At 43.8% G+C, this 17,844-nt stretch carries 15 protein-coding genes, 1 tRNA gene, 1 rRNA gene and 1 riboswitch; all 17 genes read right to left on the bottom strand.

What is annotated here, in order from left to right; translation table 11 throughout:
• A 16S ribosomal RNA gene (locus BLV86_RS04695) occupies positions 1-185 on the bottom strand; the annotation flags it as partial.
• 230 nt (positions 186-415) lie between these two features.
• Positions 416-501 (bottom strand) — tRNA-Ser (locus BLV86_RS04690).
• A 187-nt stretch (positions 502-688) separates the two neighbouring features.
• On the bottom strand, positions 689-1,267 hold the full coding sequence (locus BLV86_RS04685; protein WP_031550569.1) for a xanthine phosphoribosyltransferase: 579 nt from the start codon (positions 1,265-1,267) through the stop codon (positions 689-691).
• A 13-nt stretch (positions 1,268-1,280) separates the two neighbouring features.
• Positions 1,281-2,273: an ABC transporter permease gene (locus BLV86_RS04680; RefSeq protein WP_031550570.1), complete on the bottom strand. Its 993-nt coding sequence runs from the start codon at positions 2,271-2,273 to the stop codon at positions 1,281-1,283.
• Positions 2,273-3,373, bottom strand: a complete 1,101-nt coding sequence (locus tag BLV86_RS04675) for an ABC transporter permease (protein ID WP_031550572.1) — start codon at positions 3,371-3,373, stop codon at positions 2,273-2,275. Before BLV86_RS04675 ends, BLV86_RS04680 begins: the two co-directional genes overlap by 1 nt.
• A 3-nt stretch (positions 3,374-3,376) precedes the next feature.
• Entirely contained in the window at positions 3,377-4,903 is a 1,527-nt protein-coding gene (locus tag BLV86_RS04670) for an ABC transporter ATP-binding protein (RefSeq protein WP_031550574.1), read from the bottom strand.
• Between the two features lie 201 nt (positions 4,904-5,104).
• A complete protein-coding gene (locus BLV86_RS04665) occupies positions 5,105-6,394 on the bottom strand; it encodes a BMP family ABC transporter substrate-binding protein (protein WP_090815300.1) in 1,290 nt (429 codons plus the stop codon).
• Between the two features lie 244 nt (positions 6,395-6,638).
• Positions 6,639-6,740: riboswitch (purine riboswitch) on the bottom strand.
• 152 nt (positions 6,741-6,892) lie between these two features.
• The gene (gene ispD / locus BLV86_RS04660) at positions 6,893-7,636 is read right to left on the bottom strand and encodes a 2-C-methyl-D-erythritol 4-phosphate cytidylyltransferase (protein WP_090815299.1); all 744 of its coding nucleotides are present in this window, start codon (positions 7,634-7,636) and stop codon (positions 6,893-6,895) included.
• Between the two features lie 207 nt (positions 7,637-7,843).
• Positions 7,844-8,863 carry a tRNA (adenosine(37)-N6)-threonylcarbamoyltransferase complex transferase subunit TsaD gene (gene tsaD / locus BLV86_RS04655; protein ID WP_090815298.1) on the bottom strand — a complete coding sequence of 340 codons (1,020 nt, stop codon included), beginning with the start codon at positions 8,861-8,863 and terminating at the stop codon, positions 7,844-7,846.
• A gap of 115 nt (positions 8,864-8,978) precedes the next feature.
• The gene (locus BLV86_RS04650) at positions 8,979-9,902 is read right to left on the bottom strand and encodes a ribonuclease Z (RefSeq protein WP_090815297.1); all 924 of its coding nucleotides are present in this window, start codon (positions 9,900-9,902) and stop codon (positions 8,979-8,981) included.
• A gap of 13 nt (positions 9,903-9,915) precedes the next feature.
• Positions 9,916-10,407, bottom strand: a complete 492-nt coding sequence (rimI, locus tag BLV86_RS04645) for a ribosomal protein S18-alanine N-acetyltransferase (protein ID WP_090815296.1) — start codon at positions 10,405-10,407, stop codon at positions 9,916-9,918.
• A 114-nt stretch (positions 10,408-10,521) separates the two neighbouring features.
• Positions 10,522-11,403, bottom strand: coding sequence for a tRNA (adenosine(37)-N6)-threonylcarbamoyltransferase complex dimerization subunit type 1 TsaB (tsaB, locus tag BLV86_RS04640; protein ID WP_031550588.1), 882 nt, complete (start codon positions 11,401-11,403; stop codon positions 10,522-10,524).
• Between the two features lie 23 nt (positions 11,404-11,426).
• Positions 11,427-11,840 (bottom strand): tRNA (adenosine(37)-N6)-threonylcarbamoyltransferase complex ATPase subunit type 1 TsaE, encoded by a 414-nt coding sequence (gene tsaE / locus BLV86_RS04635; RefSeq protein WP_090815295.1) that lies wholly within the window; start codon positions 11,838-11,840, stop codon positions 11,427-11,429.
• Between the two features lie 13 nt (positions 11,841-11,853).
• Entirely contained in the window at positions 11,854-13,098 is a 1,245-nt protein-coding gene (locus BLV86_RS04630; RefSeq protein ID WP_090815294.1) for a homoserine dehydrogenase, read from the bottom strand.
• A 156-nt stretch (positions 13,099-13,254) separates the two neighbouring features.
• Entirely contained in the window at positions 13,255-13,710 is a 456-nt protein-coding gene (locus BLV86_RS04625) for an ACT domain-containing protein (RefSeq protein WP_031550594.1), read from the bottom strand.
• A 121-nt stretch (positions 13,711-13,831) separates the two neighbouring features.
• Complete coding sequence (gene prfB / locus BLV86_RS04620) at positions 13,832-14,971, bottom strand: peptide chain release factor 2 (RefSeq protein WP_330373101.1); 1,140 nt, start codon at positions 14,969-14,971, stop codon at positions 13,832-13,834.
• Positions 14,972-15,127: 156 nt separating this feature from the next.
• Positions 15,128-17,764 carry a preprotein translocase subunit SecA gene (gene secA / locus BLV86_RS04615; RefSeq protein WP_090815293.1) on the bottom strand — a complete coding sequence of 879 codons (2,637 nt, stop codon included), beginning with the start codon at positions 17,762-17,764 and terminating at the stop codon, positions 15,128-15,130.
• Positions 17,765-17,844: the final 80 nt, after the last annotated feature.

Raw genomic sequence — 17,844 nt, 5'->3', positions numbered from 1 at the left:
GCTTATGCGGTATTAGCAGTCTTTTCAGACTGTTATCCCCCTCTGTAAGGCAGGTTACCCACGCGTTACTCACCCGTCCGCCACTCGCTTGAGAATCACTAGGTTTCATCTCTCGCTCGTTCGACTTGCATGTGTTAGGCACGCCGCCAGCGTTCATCCTGAGCCAGGATCGAACTCTCATATTAAATGTTAAGAGATTTCTCTCTTTAAGTTCTCTTCCCGTTCAAAACTAAGCTTGGCTTCTGTTTTGTCCGTTTTCTTTACTGCGATTGTATTTTCGCTTTAGACCTTTTTGGTCTCGCTTCAGATCTTTAAAGATCCTCCGCTTCTGAATCTTCTTTATAGAATCTTCAGGGTCTGTGTATTAATCGATCTTTGATTTTCAAGGTTCTGTTGAGATTTTTAAAATCCCGAGCGCAGAGGGTGGGGTTCGAACCCACGTGCCCTTGCGGACAAACGGTTTTCAAGACCGCCTCGTTATGACCACTTCGATACCTCTGCATATTAAATTTTTACTTAAATAATATTGGTTTAAGTAATTTGTCGTTTTTGGCGACTTGCTTAATATATACTATCCCACTTTTCCCGTCAAGACTTTTTTAGAAAAAATTCATCTTTTGAAAATTAAATAAAAAAAGCAGTTCCCTCTAACTGATGTTTTGGGAACTGCTTTTAATCAAAGATTATTTTAATCTCTGAATTTTATTTCTCCTGTGGAAGCATCCATGGAATCTACAATTGCAAGAGACTCCAGTCTATAGCCCATGTTCCGGATTATCTGACCGCCATTCTGGAAGCCTTTTTCGATAGCTATTCCTATGCCTGAAACAGATGCTCCTGCCTGATTTATTATAGATATAAGACCCTGCAGAGCACATCCGTTTGCAAGGAAATCATCTATGATGAGAACCTTATCATCTTTGTTCAGGAATTTTTTCGACACTATAACAAGATTCTTGTTCTTATGGGTAAAGGATTCTACTTCTGCCGTATACATTTCACCATCAAGGTTTACACTCTTAGACTTTTTGGCAAATACAACAGGTACTCCGAAATGCCTTGCGACAACACAGGCTATGCCTATTCCGGAGGCTTCGATAGTCAGAATCTTATTGATTTCGATACCTTCAAATCGCTTTGCCCATTCTTTGCCCATTTGATCAAATAAATTGACATCAAGCTGATGATTAAGGAAACTGTCCACTTTAAGAATGTTTCCTTCTTTTACTATACCGTCTTTTACTATTCTTTCTTCGAGACAATTCATATTTATACCTTCTTTATCGTTCTTCTCTGAAGTAGTTTGTTCCGAGACTCCGTGGAGGCTGATTTTCGCGTTTATTGTGTATGCTTGTTATAACAAGAACCACCAGTGTAACCACATAGGGAATCATCTTATAAAGCTCTTTGTATTCAGTATGGGTTCCTGTTGGAAGGTAAAGATACAGTATGTATAATCCTCCGAACAAAATGGAAGAAAAGATACCGACGTCGGTTTTCCATATAGTGAAGATAACGAGAGCTATTGCAAGCCATCCTCTGTCACCGAAAGCATCATTTGACCATACTCCGCAGGCATAGTCCATAACATAATATAATCCGCCAAGGCCTGCGATCATACAACCGAGGCAGGTTGCAATGTACTTATATTTAGTAACACTGATTCCTGCGGCATCAGCTGTTGCGGGATCCTCTCCTACTGCGCGAAGATGAAGGCCTGTTCTTGTCTTCTTCAGGACAAATGCTGCGATAAGAGAAATGATTATAGCCACATAAGCAAGAAATCCATAGGAAAGGAATATCTTTCCGAACCAGCCTGTTTGTGAAGCCATAGGTAATGTTTTACTGAAATATGCTGAAGTTTGTGACAATGAAATCGAAGGAACATCAGCACCTGCAAGTTTGATAAGAGATCCGCCAAAGAAATTTCCGAAGCCTATTCCGAAGGTTGTCATGGCAAGACCTGTAACATTCTGATTTGAACGGAGAGTTACTGTAAGAAAGCTGTACAGAAGACCCATCAGAAAAGATCCTGCAAGTGAACAGAAAAGAGGTATAAAAACAGCAAGGAATCCGTTTAAATTGCCTGATGGAACAGACTGCTCATAAAAAAATGATCCTATAACTCCGCATATGGCTCCAACATACATAACACCGGGAATTCCGAGATTCAGATTTCCTGATTTTTCAGTTATGGTTTCTCCGGTACTTCCAAATAAAAGTGGAATGCCCTGTTGTACAGCTCTAGGAATAAAAGTAACCAGACTAAACATTATGCATTCTCCTTTCCGGAATCTTTACGAATCTTTACTTCGTATCTGATAAAGAACTCACAACCGATGATGAAGAAAAGAATAATTCCTGTCAGAATATCGGCAAAACTTTGGTTTAGTTCAAATGTTGTGGAAATCTCACTGGCACCTCTGTCCATAAAGATGATCAGAAGACTGGTAAAGATCATTCCGATAGGATGGAATTTGGCAAGCCAGGATACCATAACAGCTGTGAATCCCTGTCCATTGGTTATGGTTGTGGTGATAGTATGATTGATACCGCCAACAAGCAGAAGTCCGGCCAATCCGCAGAGTGCGCCTGAAATAAGCATTGTTCTGACAATAACCTGTTCTACCTTGATACCAACGTATCTTGCAGTGTTAAGGCTTTCTCCAACAACGGAAATTTCATATCCCTGCTTTGTGTATTTAAGGTAAATATACATGCCCGCAGTGACAATGGCAGCAACAACTATACTCAGGAGATATTTGTTTCCAAAGTTCGGGAGCCAGCCGATGTTTGAATTCTGGTTAATGATTCCGATCTTTCCTGAACCTTTGGGTACCTCCCAGACTATGGTGTAGAAAGCAACAATCTGTGTTGCAATGTAATTCATCATGAGGGTTGAAAGGGTTTCATTGGTGTTCCAGAGCGCTTTGCAAATTGCAGGGATAACGCCCCATACTGCACCTGCAAATAAAGATGTCACTATCATAAGGAGAATGACAACTGCATTGGGAAGTTTATTTTCCAATGTGATCATGCAGGCTGCAGCGGCAAGACCACCCATCAATATCTGTCCTTCGCCTCCGACATTCCAGAACTGCATCTTAAATGCAGGAGTAAGAGCCAGAGAAATGATAAGTAAAACTGCCACATACTGGAGAGTTATCCAGGCTTTTCTCTGGGTTCCGAAAGCACCTTTGAAAATTGTTGCGAATATGGAGATAGGATTATCACCTGTACAGATCATAGTTACGATTCCGCATACGATAAGTGAGATCAAAATCGCAGTAATTCTGATAATCCACGCTGTCTTTCTATCTACATCTGCTCTTTTTGAAATATAAAAACGAGGCTCTTTATTTTTTGCTGACATTACTTAAGCCTCTCCTTTCTGAGTCATCATGGAACCTAATGTATATTTATCGGTGGTTCTTCCGTCTACGATTCCTGTTACCTTACCTTCACAGAGTACAAGGATCCTGTCACAAAGTTCTACAAGTACATCCAGATCCTCACCTACAAATATAACAGCCGAACCACGGACCTTTTGTTGATTTATGAGGTCATATATCTGGTAGGAAGAATTAATATCCAGACCTCTTACTGCATAGGCTGTCAAAAGTACCCTTGGCTCAGAGGCGATCTCACGGCCCACAAGAACCTTCTGAACATTTCCTCCGGAAAGCTGTCTTACCGGTGTATCAACACTGGGAGTTGCCACCTGGAGCTGATCTACAACCTTTTCTGCAAGATCACGCGGAGCTTTCGTATCTGTAAAGATTTTTGAATTACCTTCTCTATAAGATCTGAGCATCATATTGTCGGCGATATTCATGTTGCCAACCAGACCCATGCCCAGTCTGTCCTCGGGAACGAAAGAAAGCTTTACACCGAGTTCTGAGATTTCTCTCGGAGACATACCCAGCAGTTCCTCTGTTCTGCCATCTCTATGGATGTATGTGATCTTTCCTTCTTTAACTATTTCAAGTCCCGCTATGGCACGAAGCAGTTCCTTCTGACCACATCCGGAAATTCCTGCTATTCCAAGGATCTCTCCTCTATTAGCAGTGAAAGAGACATTATCCAGCTTTACAACACCCTCTTCGTCTAAAACGGTGAGGTTTTCTACTTTTATACGAGGCTGCGGATCAACAGGCTCAGGTCTCTCAATGTTCAGAGAAACGGTGTGACCTACCATCATATCGGTCATTTCCTTTATGGTGGAATCTGCGGTCTTCATATCTCCGATGAATTCTCCCTGACGAAGTACTGCTACTCTGTCAGAAATACTCTGAATCTCATTAAGTTTATGGGTGATGATGACAATGGATTTGCCATCTTCCTTCATGTTCCTCATAACCTGGAAAAGGTGCTCTGTTTCTTGAGGGGTGAGAACAGCGGTGGGTTCATCCAGAATAAGAATCTCTGCTCCTCTGAAAAGTACCTTTACGATCTCAACAGTCTGTTTTTCGGAAACCGACATGTCATATATTTTTTTACTGGTGTTGATCTCGAATCCGTATTTATCGCAGATCGCTTTGATCTTTTTTTCTGCTTCCTGAAGATTCAGTTTACCTTCAAGACCAAGCACGATATTTTCAGTTGCATTGAAAATGTCGATGAGCTTGAAATGCTGGTGTACCATTCCGATACCAAGGGCAAATGCATCCCTCGGTGAGTTGATGGTAACTTCTTTTCCGTTGATGATGATCTGACCGGCATCCGGGTGATATATACCCGAAAGCATATTCATGAGGGTAGTCTTTCCGCTTCCGTTTTCTCCGAGAAGAGACAGGATCTCACCCTTTTTTATATCGAGATTGACATTGTTGTTGGCCAGGACTGTGCCGACAAAAGTCTTTGTTATATTACGAAGTGATACTGCTATTTCGTTGTTATTCAAAACTGATGCCTTTCTGCTTTATGAATCAGGTGGGTGTAAAAAGGATCTGCCGCCGGCTTATGAAGTGCAGCACCCTCACATCCCTGTGAACGGTGTCAACATTAAAAAATGGAAACATGGGAAATCTTTGCATTAGGCAGAATATAAACCTTTGCTAAAGATTCCCCATGTTTTTTAAAAGTTATAGAATCCGGATGTCAATTAGAATGCTGTATCAAGAAGTGTGATACCATCGATCTTTAAATCAAAGTATGGAGCTGAACGGAATCCTTCACCGGACTCGTCAAAGTAGCCATCCTTGATAACCTCTGTGTCAGCTGTGTAGTCAGCATCTGTATCTACATCAGCCATGTAGGATGTAAGAGCTGCACCGTCAACAGTGAAGGTGTTTGTATCAAATACGTGAACTGCGCCTGACTTAAGATCCTCTTCTGCCTTTGCGATGGCGTCTGCAGTACCTTCAGCAGCTGCAGTTCCAAGCTCTGTAAGTACTACTGAACCTGTCTCAAGAGTTCCGGTCCAGTCAGTTGCGATCTCAGTTCCGTTTTCAACTGAATCAATGATGTATGCATAGTAAGGAGCCCAGTCGATCTTTGATGAAACGATGAATGTGTTAGGACATGCAGAAGCGGTACTTCCGTTGTAGGAAACGTCAGGAACACCTGCCTTTTCACAAGCTGTAGGAGCACCCATGGAATCAGCATGCTGAGAGATAAGAACGCAGCCATTTTCGATGAGCTTGTTTGCGCCTTCCTTCTCTGCTGTCTCATCATACCATGAACCTGTGAAGGTAACTTCCATGGTTGTTGAAGGACATACAGAACGTGCTCCAAGGAAGAATGATGTGTAGCCAGAGATAACCTCTGCATAAGTATAAGCACCGATGTAACCCATCTTAGCCTGATCTTCGGTGATGGCACCACTCTCGATCATTTCATTAAGCTTCATACCTGCAGCAATACCTGCAAGATAACGACCCTCGAAGATGGTTGCAAATGCGTTGTGATAGTTTGAAAGACCCTCTGTATGAGCCTTTGTTCCTGTAGCGTGGCAGAACTGAACTTCAGGATATTCCTTAGCTGCCTCGATCATATAATCTTCGTGACCAAAAGAATCGGCGAAAACGATGCTGCATCCTGCATCTGCAAGCTCACAGGCAGCTTCATAGCACTCCTGTCCTTCAGGAATATTGGTTTTGAAAACAGCTGTTACGCCTGCTTCTTCGCAGGCTCTTGTAGCTGCCTCGATAAAGTTAAGGTCATATGTTGAGTTTTCATCGTGTAAGAATATAAAGCCGACTTTGAGGTCTGATGCAGCTTTCTTGTCAGAGCCTGCAGCTTCTGTTGCTTTTTCTCCGGAACCGTTTGCATCTGCTGCTGCGGTTGTTGCATTTGCAGAAGATCCGTTCTCACTCTGGCTTGAACATGCAACAGATGACAGCATCATGGATGCAAGCAGAACAGATGACATAATTTTTTTGAATCTTTTCATTGGTACTTCTCCTTTGTAAAAACTCGAAACAAAGACCATTTAACAGGATGCTTTTGCATTGATACTGAGTCTTTTTTGAAAATCAAGCATGGATTTTTATTCCTATGCTCACCCGTGCACTGCCGGTCTGCAAAGCATACAGCTTCCTTTCTGCAGCTTTGTGAAAATAAAAAAAGACGTAGAATCAATGCTTCTACGCCTTTTCAATCCGACATATTTAACCACTGAAAAACATTTCAGCTGAATACTGAATCGAAAATTCGATAGTCCGGTAATTTACGGCAACCGGGTAGAAACATCAAATCCATATTATTTGACCTATATCGATTAATCTCATCCATGGTAACAGAGTGAATTTATTAATTCAAGCTGTTTATAATATTATGTCAGTTTTATTAAAAAATTAATAAATATCAATGTTCCTTTTGTGACATTCAGCAAAAGTTGCCGGATCAAAAAGGCAGAATTGAGATTGATAAAAAGTATCACGGTAACAGCTTACCTGGACAGATACAGCTCTGCTATTTTTATATCTTCCGGGGTCGTTATCTTAATGTTCTCATAGGAGCCTGCAACAATTCTGACTCTTGTGCCTGTGTAGGATTCAACTACCATGGCGTCATCTGTCACAGGGATCATAAGCCGTCCGGCCTTTTCCTGATCTATAAGTTTTCTGTAAGCATTGTAGATCAAAGAAAAATCAAAGCTCTGAGGTGTTTCCATGAGCCATACCGAGCTTCGTTCCGGTGTGGACTTTACAAAGTGATCTTCATCAAGGATTTTGATGGTATCTTTTACGGGCATGCCGATGGCAGTTGCGTGGTACTTGGCGGCATAACGGATGGAGTCATCGATTATCGGATCCGTCAGCATTGGCCGTGCACAGTCATGGATAAGAACGATGGGATCATTTTCGGATGAAGCTGAATCCGTATCGATATGCTCGATTGATCTGATCTCAGCCAATCCGTTGTAAACAGAATTATAGCGCTCCTTTCCGCCCGGAATAATGGCACAGAGCTTAGACAAAGGGCCGGTCAAAGATTTCATGTAGGGAATGTCCTCTTCGGAAGTGGTTATGATGATTCCGTCTACACTTGGGTGCCGGTCAAATTTTTCTGCACTCCATGCAAAAAGAGGCTTGCCAAGAATCTCCATAAACTGTTTTTTCTGTTTGCTATGCATACGTCTTCCGCTGCCTGCAGCCAATACTATAGCGTAGACTTTTCTTCCTTCGTACATGGATACCTCCTCCATAAACTATTGTTTTTCACCATTTATATATGACATTCGGATGCAGATCTATCCGACCGCTCTGATATCTTCTTTTTGTATTTTGATTATACAACATAATTAATTGCCAAAGAATTCGTAAATAAAAAACTCTGAGAAAAACATGCAAAAACAAAGGTGCATATCCTTCTCAGAGTTAATTGTCGATTAACGGGCTTACCTTTCTCCAAGTTTAAGTCCCGGGCAGGCATTAAGGTCGAGACCATCCCTGCGACCACGCAAAAACTCGTAGTATCCGGCACAGCCAATCATGGCAGCATTGTCCGTACAAAGCACCGGGCTTGGACGGTAGAAAGAGATACCGTTTTCAGCACACTCACTTTCAAGCCTTGAGCGGATATGTGAGTTGGAAGCAACACCTCCGGCTATGGCGAGTTTTTTATATCCCCTTTCTTTGCAGAGACCTATGGCTCTTGAAACCAGAGAGTCGGTTACTGCCTCCTGGAATGAAGCACAAAGATCGGGAACATTGATGGTTTCTTCTTTCATCTTAGCCTTGTTGATATAGTTGAGAACGGCTGATTTGATTCCGGAAAATGAAAAATCGTATGGATTATCCGCAACTGTTCCTCTTGGGAAATCTATGGCATGAGGGTTACCGCTTCTTGCGGCTTTATCGATCTTTGGCCCGCCGGGATATCCGAGTCCCACTGCTCTTGCGACTTTGTCGAATGCTTCCCCCGCAGCATCGTCACGGGATCTTCCGACTATTTCATATTTTCCGTAATCTTCCACCACTACAAGATGTGTATGTCCGCCGGATACGATAAGGCAGGCAAAGGGCGGTTCGAGATCCTTGTTCTCTATATAGTTAGCACTGATATGCCCTTCGATATGATGTATACCTACAAGTGGTTTGTTTAATGCAAAACTGAGGGCTTTTGCTTCGGCAACTCCAACGAGAAGCGCTCCCACAAGACCAGGTCCGTAAGTTACAGCGATGGCGTCGATATCATCAAAAGTGCAGTCAGCTTCCTTAAGGGCAAGTGAGATAACATCATCGATTTTTTCTATGTGCTTTCGTGAAGCAATCTCGGGAACGACACCGCCGTATTCGGTGTGAATGGCTATCTGTGATGATATGATATTTGAACGTACCTCGCGACCGTTTCTTATGACAGCCGCAGCTGTTTCATCACAGCTGGATTCTATTCCCAAAATATTGATATCCTTCATTGCTTAGTCTCCCGGGGTTCAGAAAAAAAGATTACCTGTTCTCTGAACCCGTATTTAAAAACATTATTTTTGACAGCATGAAAACGGCATTACAATAACTCTGAAGGTCCCGTTCTCAAGCTTCTTTTTCTTCGTCGTCAAAGGTAAGATCCTTTGTCCATCCGTCCCGGGCAAATTTTACAGGGAAAATCTTCCATATGTCGTCCTTATAGATATCGGGACGCATTTCACTTGGAGAATAGTGTGTGAACCACATCTCCCGGGGCTTTGCTTCGGCGCCGATTGCCGCAGCTTCATACATCATCATATGTTTGTTTTTCTTTGCATTTTCAAGCTTGTCACGTTCTCCGTACATGCCCTCGCATATAAAGAGGTCTGCATCCTTGGCCATTTCTGTAATCGTCGGCGTCGGACGGGTGTCTGTGCAGTAGGTAACACTAAGTCCCCGTCTGGCAGCCCCCATGACCATATCAGGGGTGTAAATGACATTGTCCTCTGCGGTTATGGTCTCTCCGTGCTGCAGCTTATTCCAGTATTTAAGAGGTATATTCTGCTCTTTTGCTTTTGCTGCATCAAATTTACCCAGGCGTCTGATGCTTACCTTATAGCCATAACAGGTTACCTTGTGATTGACTTTAAATGCATCGATAACAAAGGGACCAAACTCCAGCTGTTGAACACTTTCCTCAAGTTCATGATATATGAGCTCAAAGGGAAGCTCAGGTGCAACTATGCGAAGTCCATCCACAACTCTTTTAAGCCCCTTCGGACCCACAAGGTGTATGGGTTCTGTCCTCTCGGCGTTGCCGATAGACAGAAGCATTCCGGGTAATCCCGATATGTGGTCTGCGTGAAAATGTGTAAAGCAGATCAGATCTATAGGTTTTGGCGACCAGGATTTCTCCTTCATGGCTATCTGTGTACCTTCGCCGCAGTCGATAAGCATATTGCTTCCGCTGCATCTGAGCATAAGGCTTGTAAGCCATCGGTTTGGAAGAGGCATCATGCCCCCTGTTCCAAGTAAACAAAGATCAAGCATATATTAAAATCCTTTATTTTTTGTATAAGTTTAGCTGCATGATGATGGCATCATCAACCGGATCCCTGTAGTAGCTTTTTCTTACGTAGAGCTCCTTAAAACCTAATTTCTGGTACAGTGCTCTGGCAGGAGTATTGCCGGCACGGACTTCGAGAAAAATGACTGAAGCTTTTTCTGTCAGGGCTGTCTGTATCATCTTCTGCATAAGTGTTTTGCCTATACCGTTTCTTCGCATATCGGGAGAAACACAAATATTTTCGATTTCTGCTTCGGGACCCAAAAGTCGTAAAACAGAGTAGCCTGCAAGATTGTTCATAAAACTTTCCTGATCTGAAGTATTAACCGGCTGCTTATGGACAACCATTGGATAGTCATAATCCGAAGAAAGGGCAGTTTCAAAGTCCTTTGAACTCCATGCCATTTTGCCGAAAGATAATCTCTCCAGTGCAAGTACTTCCGGAAGGTCCAGTATGTCCATAAAATCTATATCGTTGAAAGTGATCATAATTCAAATCTCAATAAAGTGATCCACACGTAATCTTTAATCAAACATAATTGTAAAGTCACTGCACCATGAACGAGAGAGACTGTTTATAATAAGAATGGCAGTATAATGAAATCAGAGATTCTCCGGTATGGACTCATCTTCGTATCCGGAACCCTCTCCTATTTTATAGTTACGGGCTGCAAGAACATCCTCGGCAGAGGTCTTTTTAAGCTTGTTTGGATCATCATGAGTGATATCGAATTCCCTGAGACCTGAAGCCTCTTTCTCGCGTTCTGCCTGCGGCTTTCGTATATAGCTGAGACGGAAATCCTTTCCGCTTACGGTCTCTCCGGCTTTCAGCTTTTCCATACCTGTCAATGCCACCGATGAGGCTCGTTGGAGAAGATTCTGAGGTGCGGCAAAACCAAAGGCTACAGTCAGATGTTCCATAAGATAATCTCTGTATACAGGTACGGCATCACCAAGGAACAGATGACGACCGCCGGCTTTGTTGATTTTCTCGGCCAGCTCATCTATGCCTATAGCCTCCTCTTCGCCCACCAGTGTGCCATTAAGGAAAGCTCCTGTATAAACCTGCTTACGGCGTGCATCCATGATGGGATGAACATATAATGCATCTTTGTCTGTTGCTGTCCCTGCTTCTCCGGAGGTTTTGCTGCCTGAAGAAATGCCTCCCATATCGGAAACATTTTTTGCAAGGCCTTCCAGAGTGCTGACCTCTATAAGAGGGATTCCGTAACCAAGAGCAAGACCCTTTGCTGTTGAAGCTCCGATACGAAGACCGGTGAAAGAGCCGGGACCTGCACTGACTGCGATGGCATCAAGATCTGAGACACTTCGTCCGGTACGCGAAAAAATCTCAGCCACCATAGGTAACAGTGTCTGAGAATGTGTAAGTCCTATATTGGCGGAATACTCTGAAAGCACAAGATTGTCTTCTATAAGCGCACATGACGCAGTATGTCCTGATGAATCTATACCTAAAACCAACATGTTTTTCTATCCATTTCTATAGATCAATACTCTATTCTTCTGTAATCGAATCCTTTATCCAGATCCTTCTTGATGCGAACCCAGTGAGCTTCTTCGGGAATCAGCTCATCGATCAACTCCGGCCATTCAATGATGGAGACACCCTTCCCGTAAAAATAGTCTTCATAACCGATTTCTTCCATTTCGGAGGGGTCGCCGATTCTGTAAACATCAAAATGATAGAGAGGGATACGGCCGTAGTATTCCTTTACTATGGTGAAGGTGGGCGAATTAACATAATCGTCAATGCCCAACCCCTCGGCAAAGCCCTGGGTAAAGACTGTTTTGCCGACGCCAAGGTCGCCATCCAGGCAAATGATATCGCCCGGTTTTGCAGCTTCACCCATTTTTTTGCCAAATGCGAAGGTGTCCTCCGCAGAATTACTTTCAAAAATCATTTTAAGCTTCTTTCTAGGTTTCTTTCTCGGTACGGATAAAGTGGAATATGCGTCGGCCTGTTTTAGCCTCAAAGGCCTTTACATTATCCAGGAAGTCATCCTCGAACATAACATCTGTAAGAAGTGCAAACTCATCGGTTCGGTTATCTAATACTATATGCTTAAGCTCGGAATCTTCGTTAAGGAAATACTCTCTGAGGTCAGCTTCGATATCAGAGGATGTGCCTTCTACTCTTATAAAATATGAAAAGGCATTGGAACCCATGGGCTCTATCTCAAGCATATTTTCGGACCAGCCGATTCCCTGGAATTCGTTTTTATGGCGTACTGCGGCAATTATGTCGGAAACAACTGCACTTGCGGTTGGAAGCTTGCCGGCGCCCATTCCGTAAAGCATGGTGGTTCCCAGGCAGTTACCTACGATGCGGATTCCGTTAAATACACCGTCAACACTGAAAAGAGGGTCTGACTTCGGGATCATCATAGGGACAACATAGGCAAAATATTTATCTTCTACCTGCTGGACAGAACCAAGAAGCTTTATGGACATGCCAAGCTCATGAGCATAGGAGAAATCAAGCTTTGAGATATCTCGGATACCCTCTGTGTAGATATCCTCATGACGGCAGCGATTACCGGATGCCATGCTGAGGAGAATGGCTGTCTTACGTGAGGTGTCAAAGCCGTCTATATCTGAAGACGGATCACGCTCTGCATAGCCGAGACGCTGAGCTTCTTCAAGAGTTTCTCCGAAATCAGCACCCTTTTCACGCATGTTTGTAAGGATGAAGTTGGTGGTTCCGTTCATGATACCGGTTATCTCGATGAGATTCTCACCGGCATAATTGTGATGTATGGTTCTGATGACCGGAATTCCTCCGCCTACAGAGGCTTCGAAATAGAAGTTACAATTATGTGCCTTGGCAATGCTTATAAGCTTTGAACCGCAGGCATCAACAAGAGCCTTGTTGGAGGTTACACAATGCTTACCCTTCTCGAGACAGGCTTTTACGAATTCGTAAGCCGGATGTATGCCGCCCATGGTTTCAACCACAAGACCAACCTCGTCATCATTCTCAATGATGGAAAAGTCATTGATGAGCTTATCGTTATCTTCAGGTATGGACTCACGGATATCAAGCACATACTTTAACTCGACAGGCTCACCGATCTTCTTTTTCAGGATTTCCTGATTTACTCTGAGAACCTCTGCCACACCAGAACCAATGGTTCCATAACCCATAATCGCAACTTTCATAAAGGACTCCTTTACATGATAAGATTTATAAGAACCATTATACCATTTTGAACAGCCTCTTGACGGGGATTTGTTCCGGGAAATCTTTAATTATGACGGATTCTCTATAATACTTTGTTATAAGAGATATGCTGTCCTTGCGACAGACAGGTATAGTTAAACCGTAGACTGTTCCTGTGCAATGATCTTCACATATTGTATGTTAGGCCAGGACTCGATATCCTGAATCATGGCATTGACATCGGAAGTGTCTTCCCGGACTTCGATGGATACAGTAAGAGTCGCAATGGAATTTACCGGGATGGACTGGTGTATGGTAAGTATGTTGGCTCTGTATTCGGAAATCTTTGAGCATATTTTTGACAGGAAACCAAGCTCATCATGCATTTGCATAACCAGAGTTACCGTCTTTCCCTTTGAGCTGTCATAAAAGGGGAAGATATCCTCTTTATATTTATAAAAGGAACTGCGGGAAATGCCTGCTTTTTCGGTTGCTTCCGCAATGGAGACCCCCTTTTCGTTTTCAAGGATACTCTTTACTTCAACAACTTTCTTTAAAACTGTCGGTAATGCTTTTGTCCGAACAACAAAATAATCGGACTCGTTATTCATTAGAAAGCCTCCAAATAAAAAACATTAACAGCACCAAATCCGGATGAAGACATAATCCTTACAGAGCCGGATAAACTCGCCCCCATGTCTGTATAGTGGAGATATGAAGGTGAGTACTAAATTAGTCGTCTCCCTGGATTCTGCGGTCGGGACAGCCAAGCTGCATCCATTTAAGGTATGCAGTGATAAAGCGGTCGATATCTCCGTCAAGAACAGCGTCTGTATTGGAAGACTGTTCGCCTGAACGAAGATCCTTAACCATGCGATATGGCTGAAGAACGTAAGAACGAATCTGGGAACCCCAGCCGTTATCCTTAACTTCTCCTCTGATTCCGGCGATCATCTCTTCCTGCTCGGCCTTTTCCTTGAGATAAAGTCTTGCCTTCAGCATCTGCATAGCCTTGGCACGGTTCTGTACCTGGGATCTTTCTTCCTGGCAGGCTACTACGATACCTGTAGGGATATGGATGAGACGTACAGCGGATGAGGTCTTGTTGATGTGCTGTCCGCCGGCACCGGATGAACGGAATACTTCCATCTTAATGTCCTCGGGACGAACTTCGATGTCTATGTCTGTTTCGATATCCGGCATGATATCGCAGGATACGAAGGATGTCTGTCTCTTGCCCTGGGCATTAAACGGTGAAATACGTACAAGTCTGTGAATGCCTGCCTCTGAACGGAGATATCCGTAGGCGTACTGACCGTCGATCTCGATGGTAGCTGACTTGATGCCTGCTTCATCTCCCTCAAGGTAATCAAGAATCTTGTAGGTGAAGCCATGGCGCTCTGCCCAACGTGTGTACATACGGTAAAGCATTCCAGCCCAGTCATTGGACTCTGTTCCACCGGCTCCTGCATTGAGACGAAGGATTGCGTTCATTGTGTCATATTCACCTGAAAGAAGAAGTCTTGTGGACATGGCATCAAGCTTCTCTGTGAACTCATCAAGCATTTCCTTGACTTCGGCAACGCTTTCCTGATCATCTTCCTCTTCTGCCATCTCGATAAGTGCTCCGATATCCTCGTATGCCTGTGTGAGATCTTCGTAGGCCTTTACGTCATCCTTGAGACGACGCGCTTCTGTTGAATACTGGTTTGCAGTTTCGGGATTTGCCCAAAAATCAGGCTCTTCCATCATTCGGTCAAGCTCAACGATTCTTTTCTGTTTATTGTCAAGGTCAAGAGAAGCGCCGAGATCCTTCAGTGACTGTTCTTTGCCATTAAGTTCAAATTTGTATTGCTCTAACTCTACGATCATAGTAATTCCTTTTATTTATAAACGTTTGATAGGTGAGGACTATATTACAGTCTTTTTGGGAGACTGTAATGTTTCTATTCAGAAACTTATGAAAAAATGCCGCGAAAGTATCTTTTCGCGGCATGGTCACGGTGCGGGTTAAAGTACCGAATTGTTTCAGTTCTCCGGTTTATCGCCGGGTGCCGGGTTTGCGCCGTTCTGAGGATTCATTGCCTTTAAATACTCGTTGCGTCCATGGCACTGCTTATATTTCTTTCCTGAACCGCATGGACACGGGTCATTTGGATATACCTTACGAACCTCACGCTTTTTGGGAGCTGCGGCTACACTGTCATCACGGTTTGTACCGGTTACCTGAGCAACCTGCTCACGCTCTACCTTCTGCTCAACCTTGATGTGGTAAAGTATGCGAATGGTATCTTCCTTAATGGCTGTGGTCATCTCCTCAAACATTGAGAAGCCCTGAATCTTGTACTCTACAAGGGGATCCTTCTGTCCGTAAGCCTGGAGACCGATACCGTCACGCATGAGATCCATATCATCGATATGGTTCATCCACTTCTGGTCGATGACTCTTAAAAGGATGACTCTTTCGATCTCACGAACCTGCTCTGGATTAGGGAAATCAGCTTCCTTCTGCTCATAAAGCTTGATTGCTTCCTCTTTGAGGAGCTGCTTAAACTCGTTCTTGGTCATGGTATTGAACTGTTCTTCTGTAAGTTTAAGCTTTGGCAGAGGAATAATGGTCATCAGAGTATCGTTAAGGCCGCTGAGATCCCAATCCTTTGCAGTGGAATCTTCTGCAACATTGGCATCAACGTAGTTCTCGATGATTTCCTGTATAAAGCTGATGATAAGAGGACGAAGGTTGTCTCCGTTGAGAACCTTTGAACGCTCATCATAGATAACATCTCTCTGTTCGTTGTTTACTTCGTCGTACTTAAGAAGGTTTTCACGGATGCCATAGTTGTTAAGCTCTATCTTCTGCTGTGCCTTTTCGATGGCATTGGAAAGCATCTTGTGATGAATCTGTTCGCCTTCGGGTACACCTAAAGCTTCAAACATGCCCATAAGACGGTCTGAACCGAAGAGTCTCATGAGATCATCCTCAAGTGAGATGAAGAACTGAGACTGTCCCGGGTCTCCCTGTCTTCCGGCACGTCCACGAAGCTGGTTGTCGATACGTCTTGATTCATGACGTTCTGTTCCGAGGATATGAAGACCGCCTGCAGCAAGTGACTCCGGATCCAACTTGATATCGGTACCACGACCTGCCATGTTGGTTGCGATGGTTACGGCGCCGTGCTGACCTGCGTCTGCTACGATAGCAGCTTCCATTTCATGGAACTTTGCGTTCAGGACATTGTGCTTGATGCCGCGTCTCTTAAGCATTCCGCTAAGGAGCTCTGAGGTGTCGATGTTGATGGTTCCGATAAGTACAGGAGCGCCTGTCTCGTGGATTCTTACTGCTTCATCAACTACAGCCTGGAATTTTTCTCTCTTTGTCTTATAAACCGCATCATCAAGGTCTACACGCTGTACGGGACGGTTTGTAGGGATACAGATAACATCCATGTAATAGATGTTACGGAACTCTTTTTCCTCGGTCTGGGCAGTACCTGTCATTCCGGCCTTCTTGTCAAACTTATTGAAGAAGTTCTGGAAGGTGATAGTTGCGAGGGTCTTGGACTCACGCTTTACCTTAACATGCTCTTTTGCTTCTATTGCCTGGTGGAGACCATCGCTGTAACGACGACCCGGCATGATACGTCCGGTAAACTCGTCTACGATGAGAATCTCGTCTTCCTTTACAACGTAGTCCTTATCACGGTGCATAAGATTGTTGGCACGAAGTGCAAGGATAACACAATGCTGGATCTCCAGGTTCTCGGGATCTGCAAGATTCTTTATATGGAAGAACTGCTCTACTTTGCGAACACCTTCCTGAGTGAGGTTTACAGTCTTCTCTTTTTCGTTAACGATAAAGTCACCGGTTTCTTCGATCTCTTCTCCGAGGATGGCATCGAGTTTATTGAACTCGGCTGATTCTTCACCTCTCTGAAGCTGTTTTGCAAGTATATCGCAAACCTCATAGAGCTTTGTGGACTTGCCGGACTGGCCGGAAATGATAAGAGGTGTACGTGCTTCATCGATAAGAACGGAGTCGACCTCGTCGATGATGCAGTAGTGGAGGCCACGAAGAACCTGCTGGTTCTTATATACTGCCATGTTGTCACGAAGGTAGTCGAAACCGAGCTCGTTGTTGGTAACATATGTAATGTCACAGTTGTAAGCCTGCTGACGCTGCTCTGTTGTCATGGAATTGAGGACAACACCAACCTTGAGTCCAAGAAACTCATGGATACGTCCCATCCACTCAGAGTCACGCTTAGCGAGGTAGTCATTGACGGTTACGATATGAACGCCCTTTCCTTCAAGTGCGTTTAAGTATGCAGGTGCTGTGGAAACAAGGGTTTTACCTTCACCTGTTCTCATCTCTGCGATACGGCCCTGATGAAGTACTACTCCACCGATAAGCTGTACCGGGAAATGCTTCATGCCGTTTACACGTTTTCCGGCCTCACGGACAGTGGCAAATGCTTCCGGGAGGATGTCATCCAATGTTTCTCCGTTGGCAAGGCGCTCTTTGAATTTTGCTGTCTGTGCTTTCAGTTCTTCATCTGACATGGCAGTCATCTGCTCGTCATATGAAAGTATTTTATTAACGATTGGCTCAATTCTCTTAAGCTCGCGTTCAGAGTGGGTACCGAAAACCTTCTCAAATAAACTCATCTATATACTCCTTAATAACCGTGTGCAGGTTTATAATCACACACTTTTAACTCTACTTTCGGCTATAACCATGAAATTCT

The sequence above is a fragment of the Oribacterium sp. KHPX15 genome, from assembly GCF_900107835.1.
Taxonomy (GTDB): Bacteria; Bacillota; Clostridia; order Lachnospirales; family Lachnospiraceae; genus Oribacterium.
The sequence above is the reverse complement of the archived record's forward strand: the minus strand, read 5'-3'. Positions and strand labels throughout refer to the sequence as shown.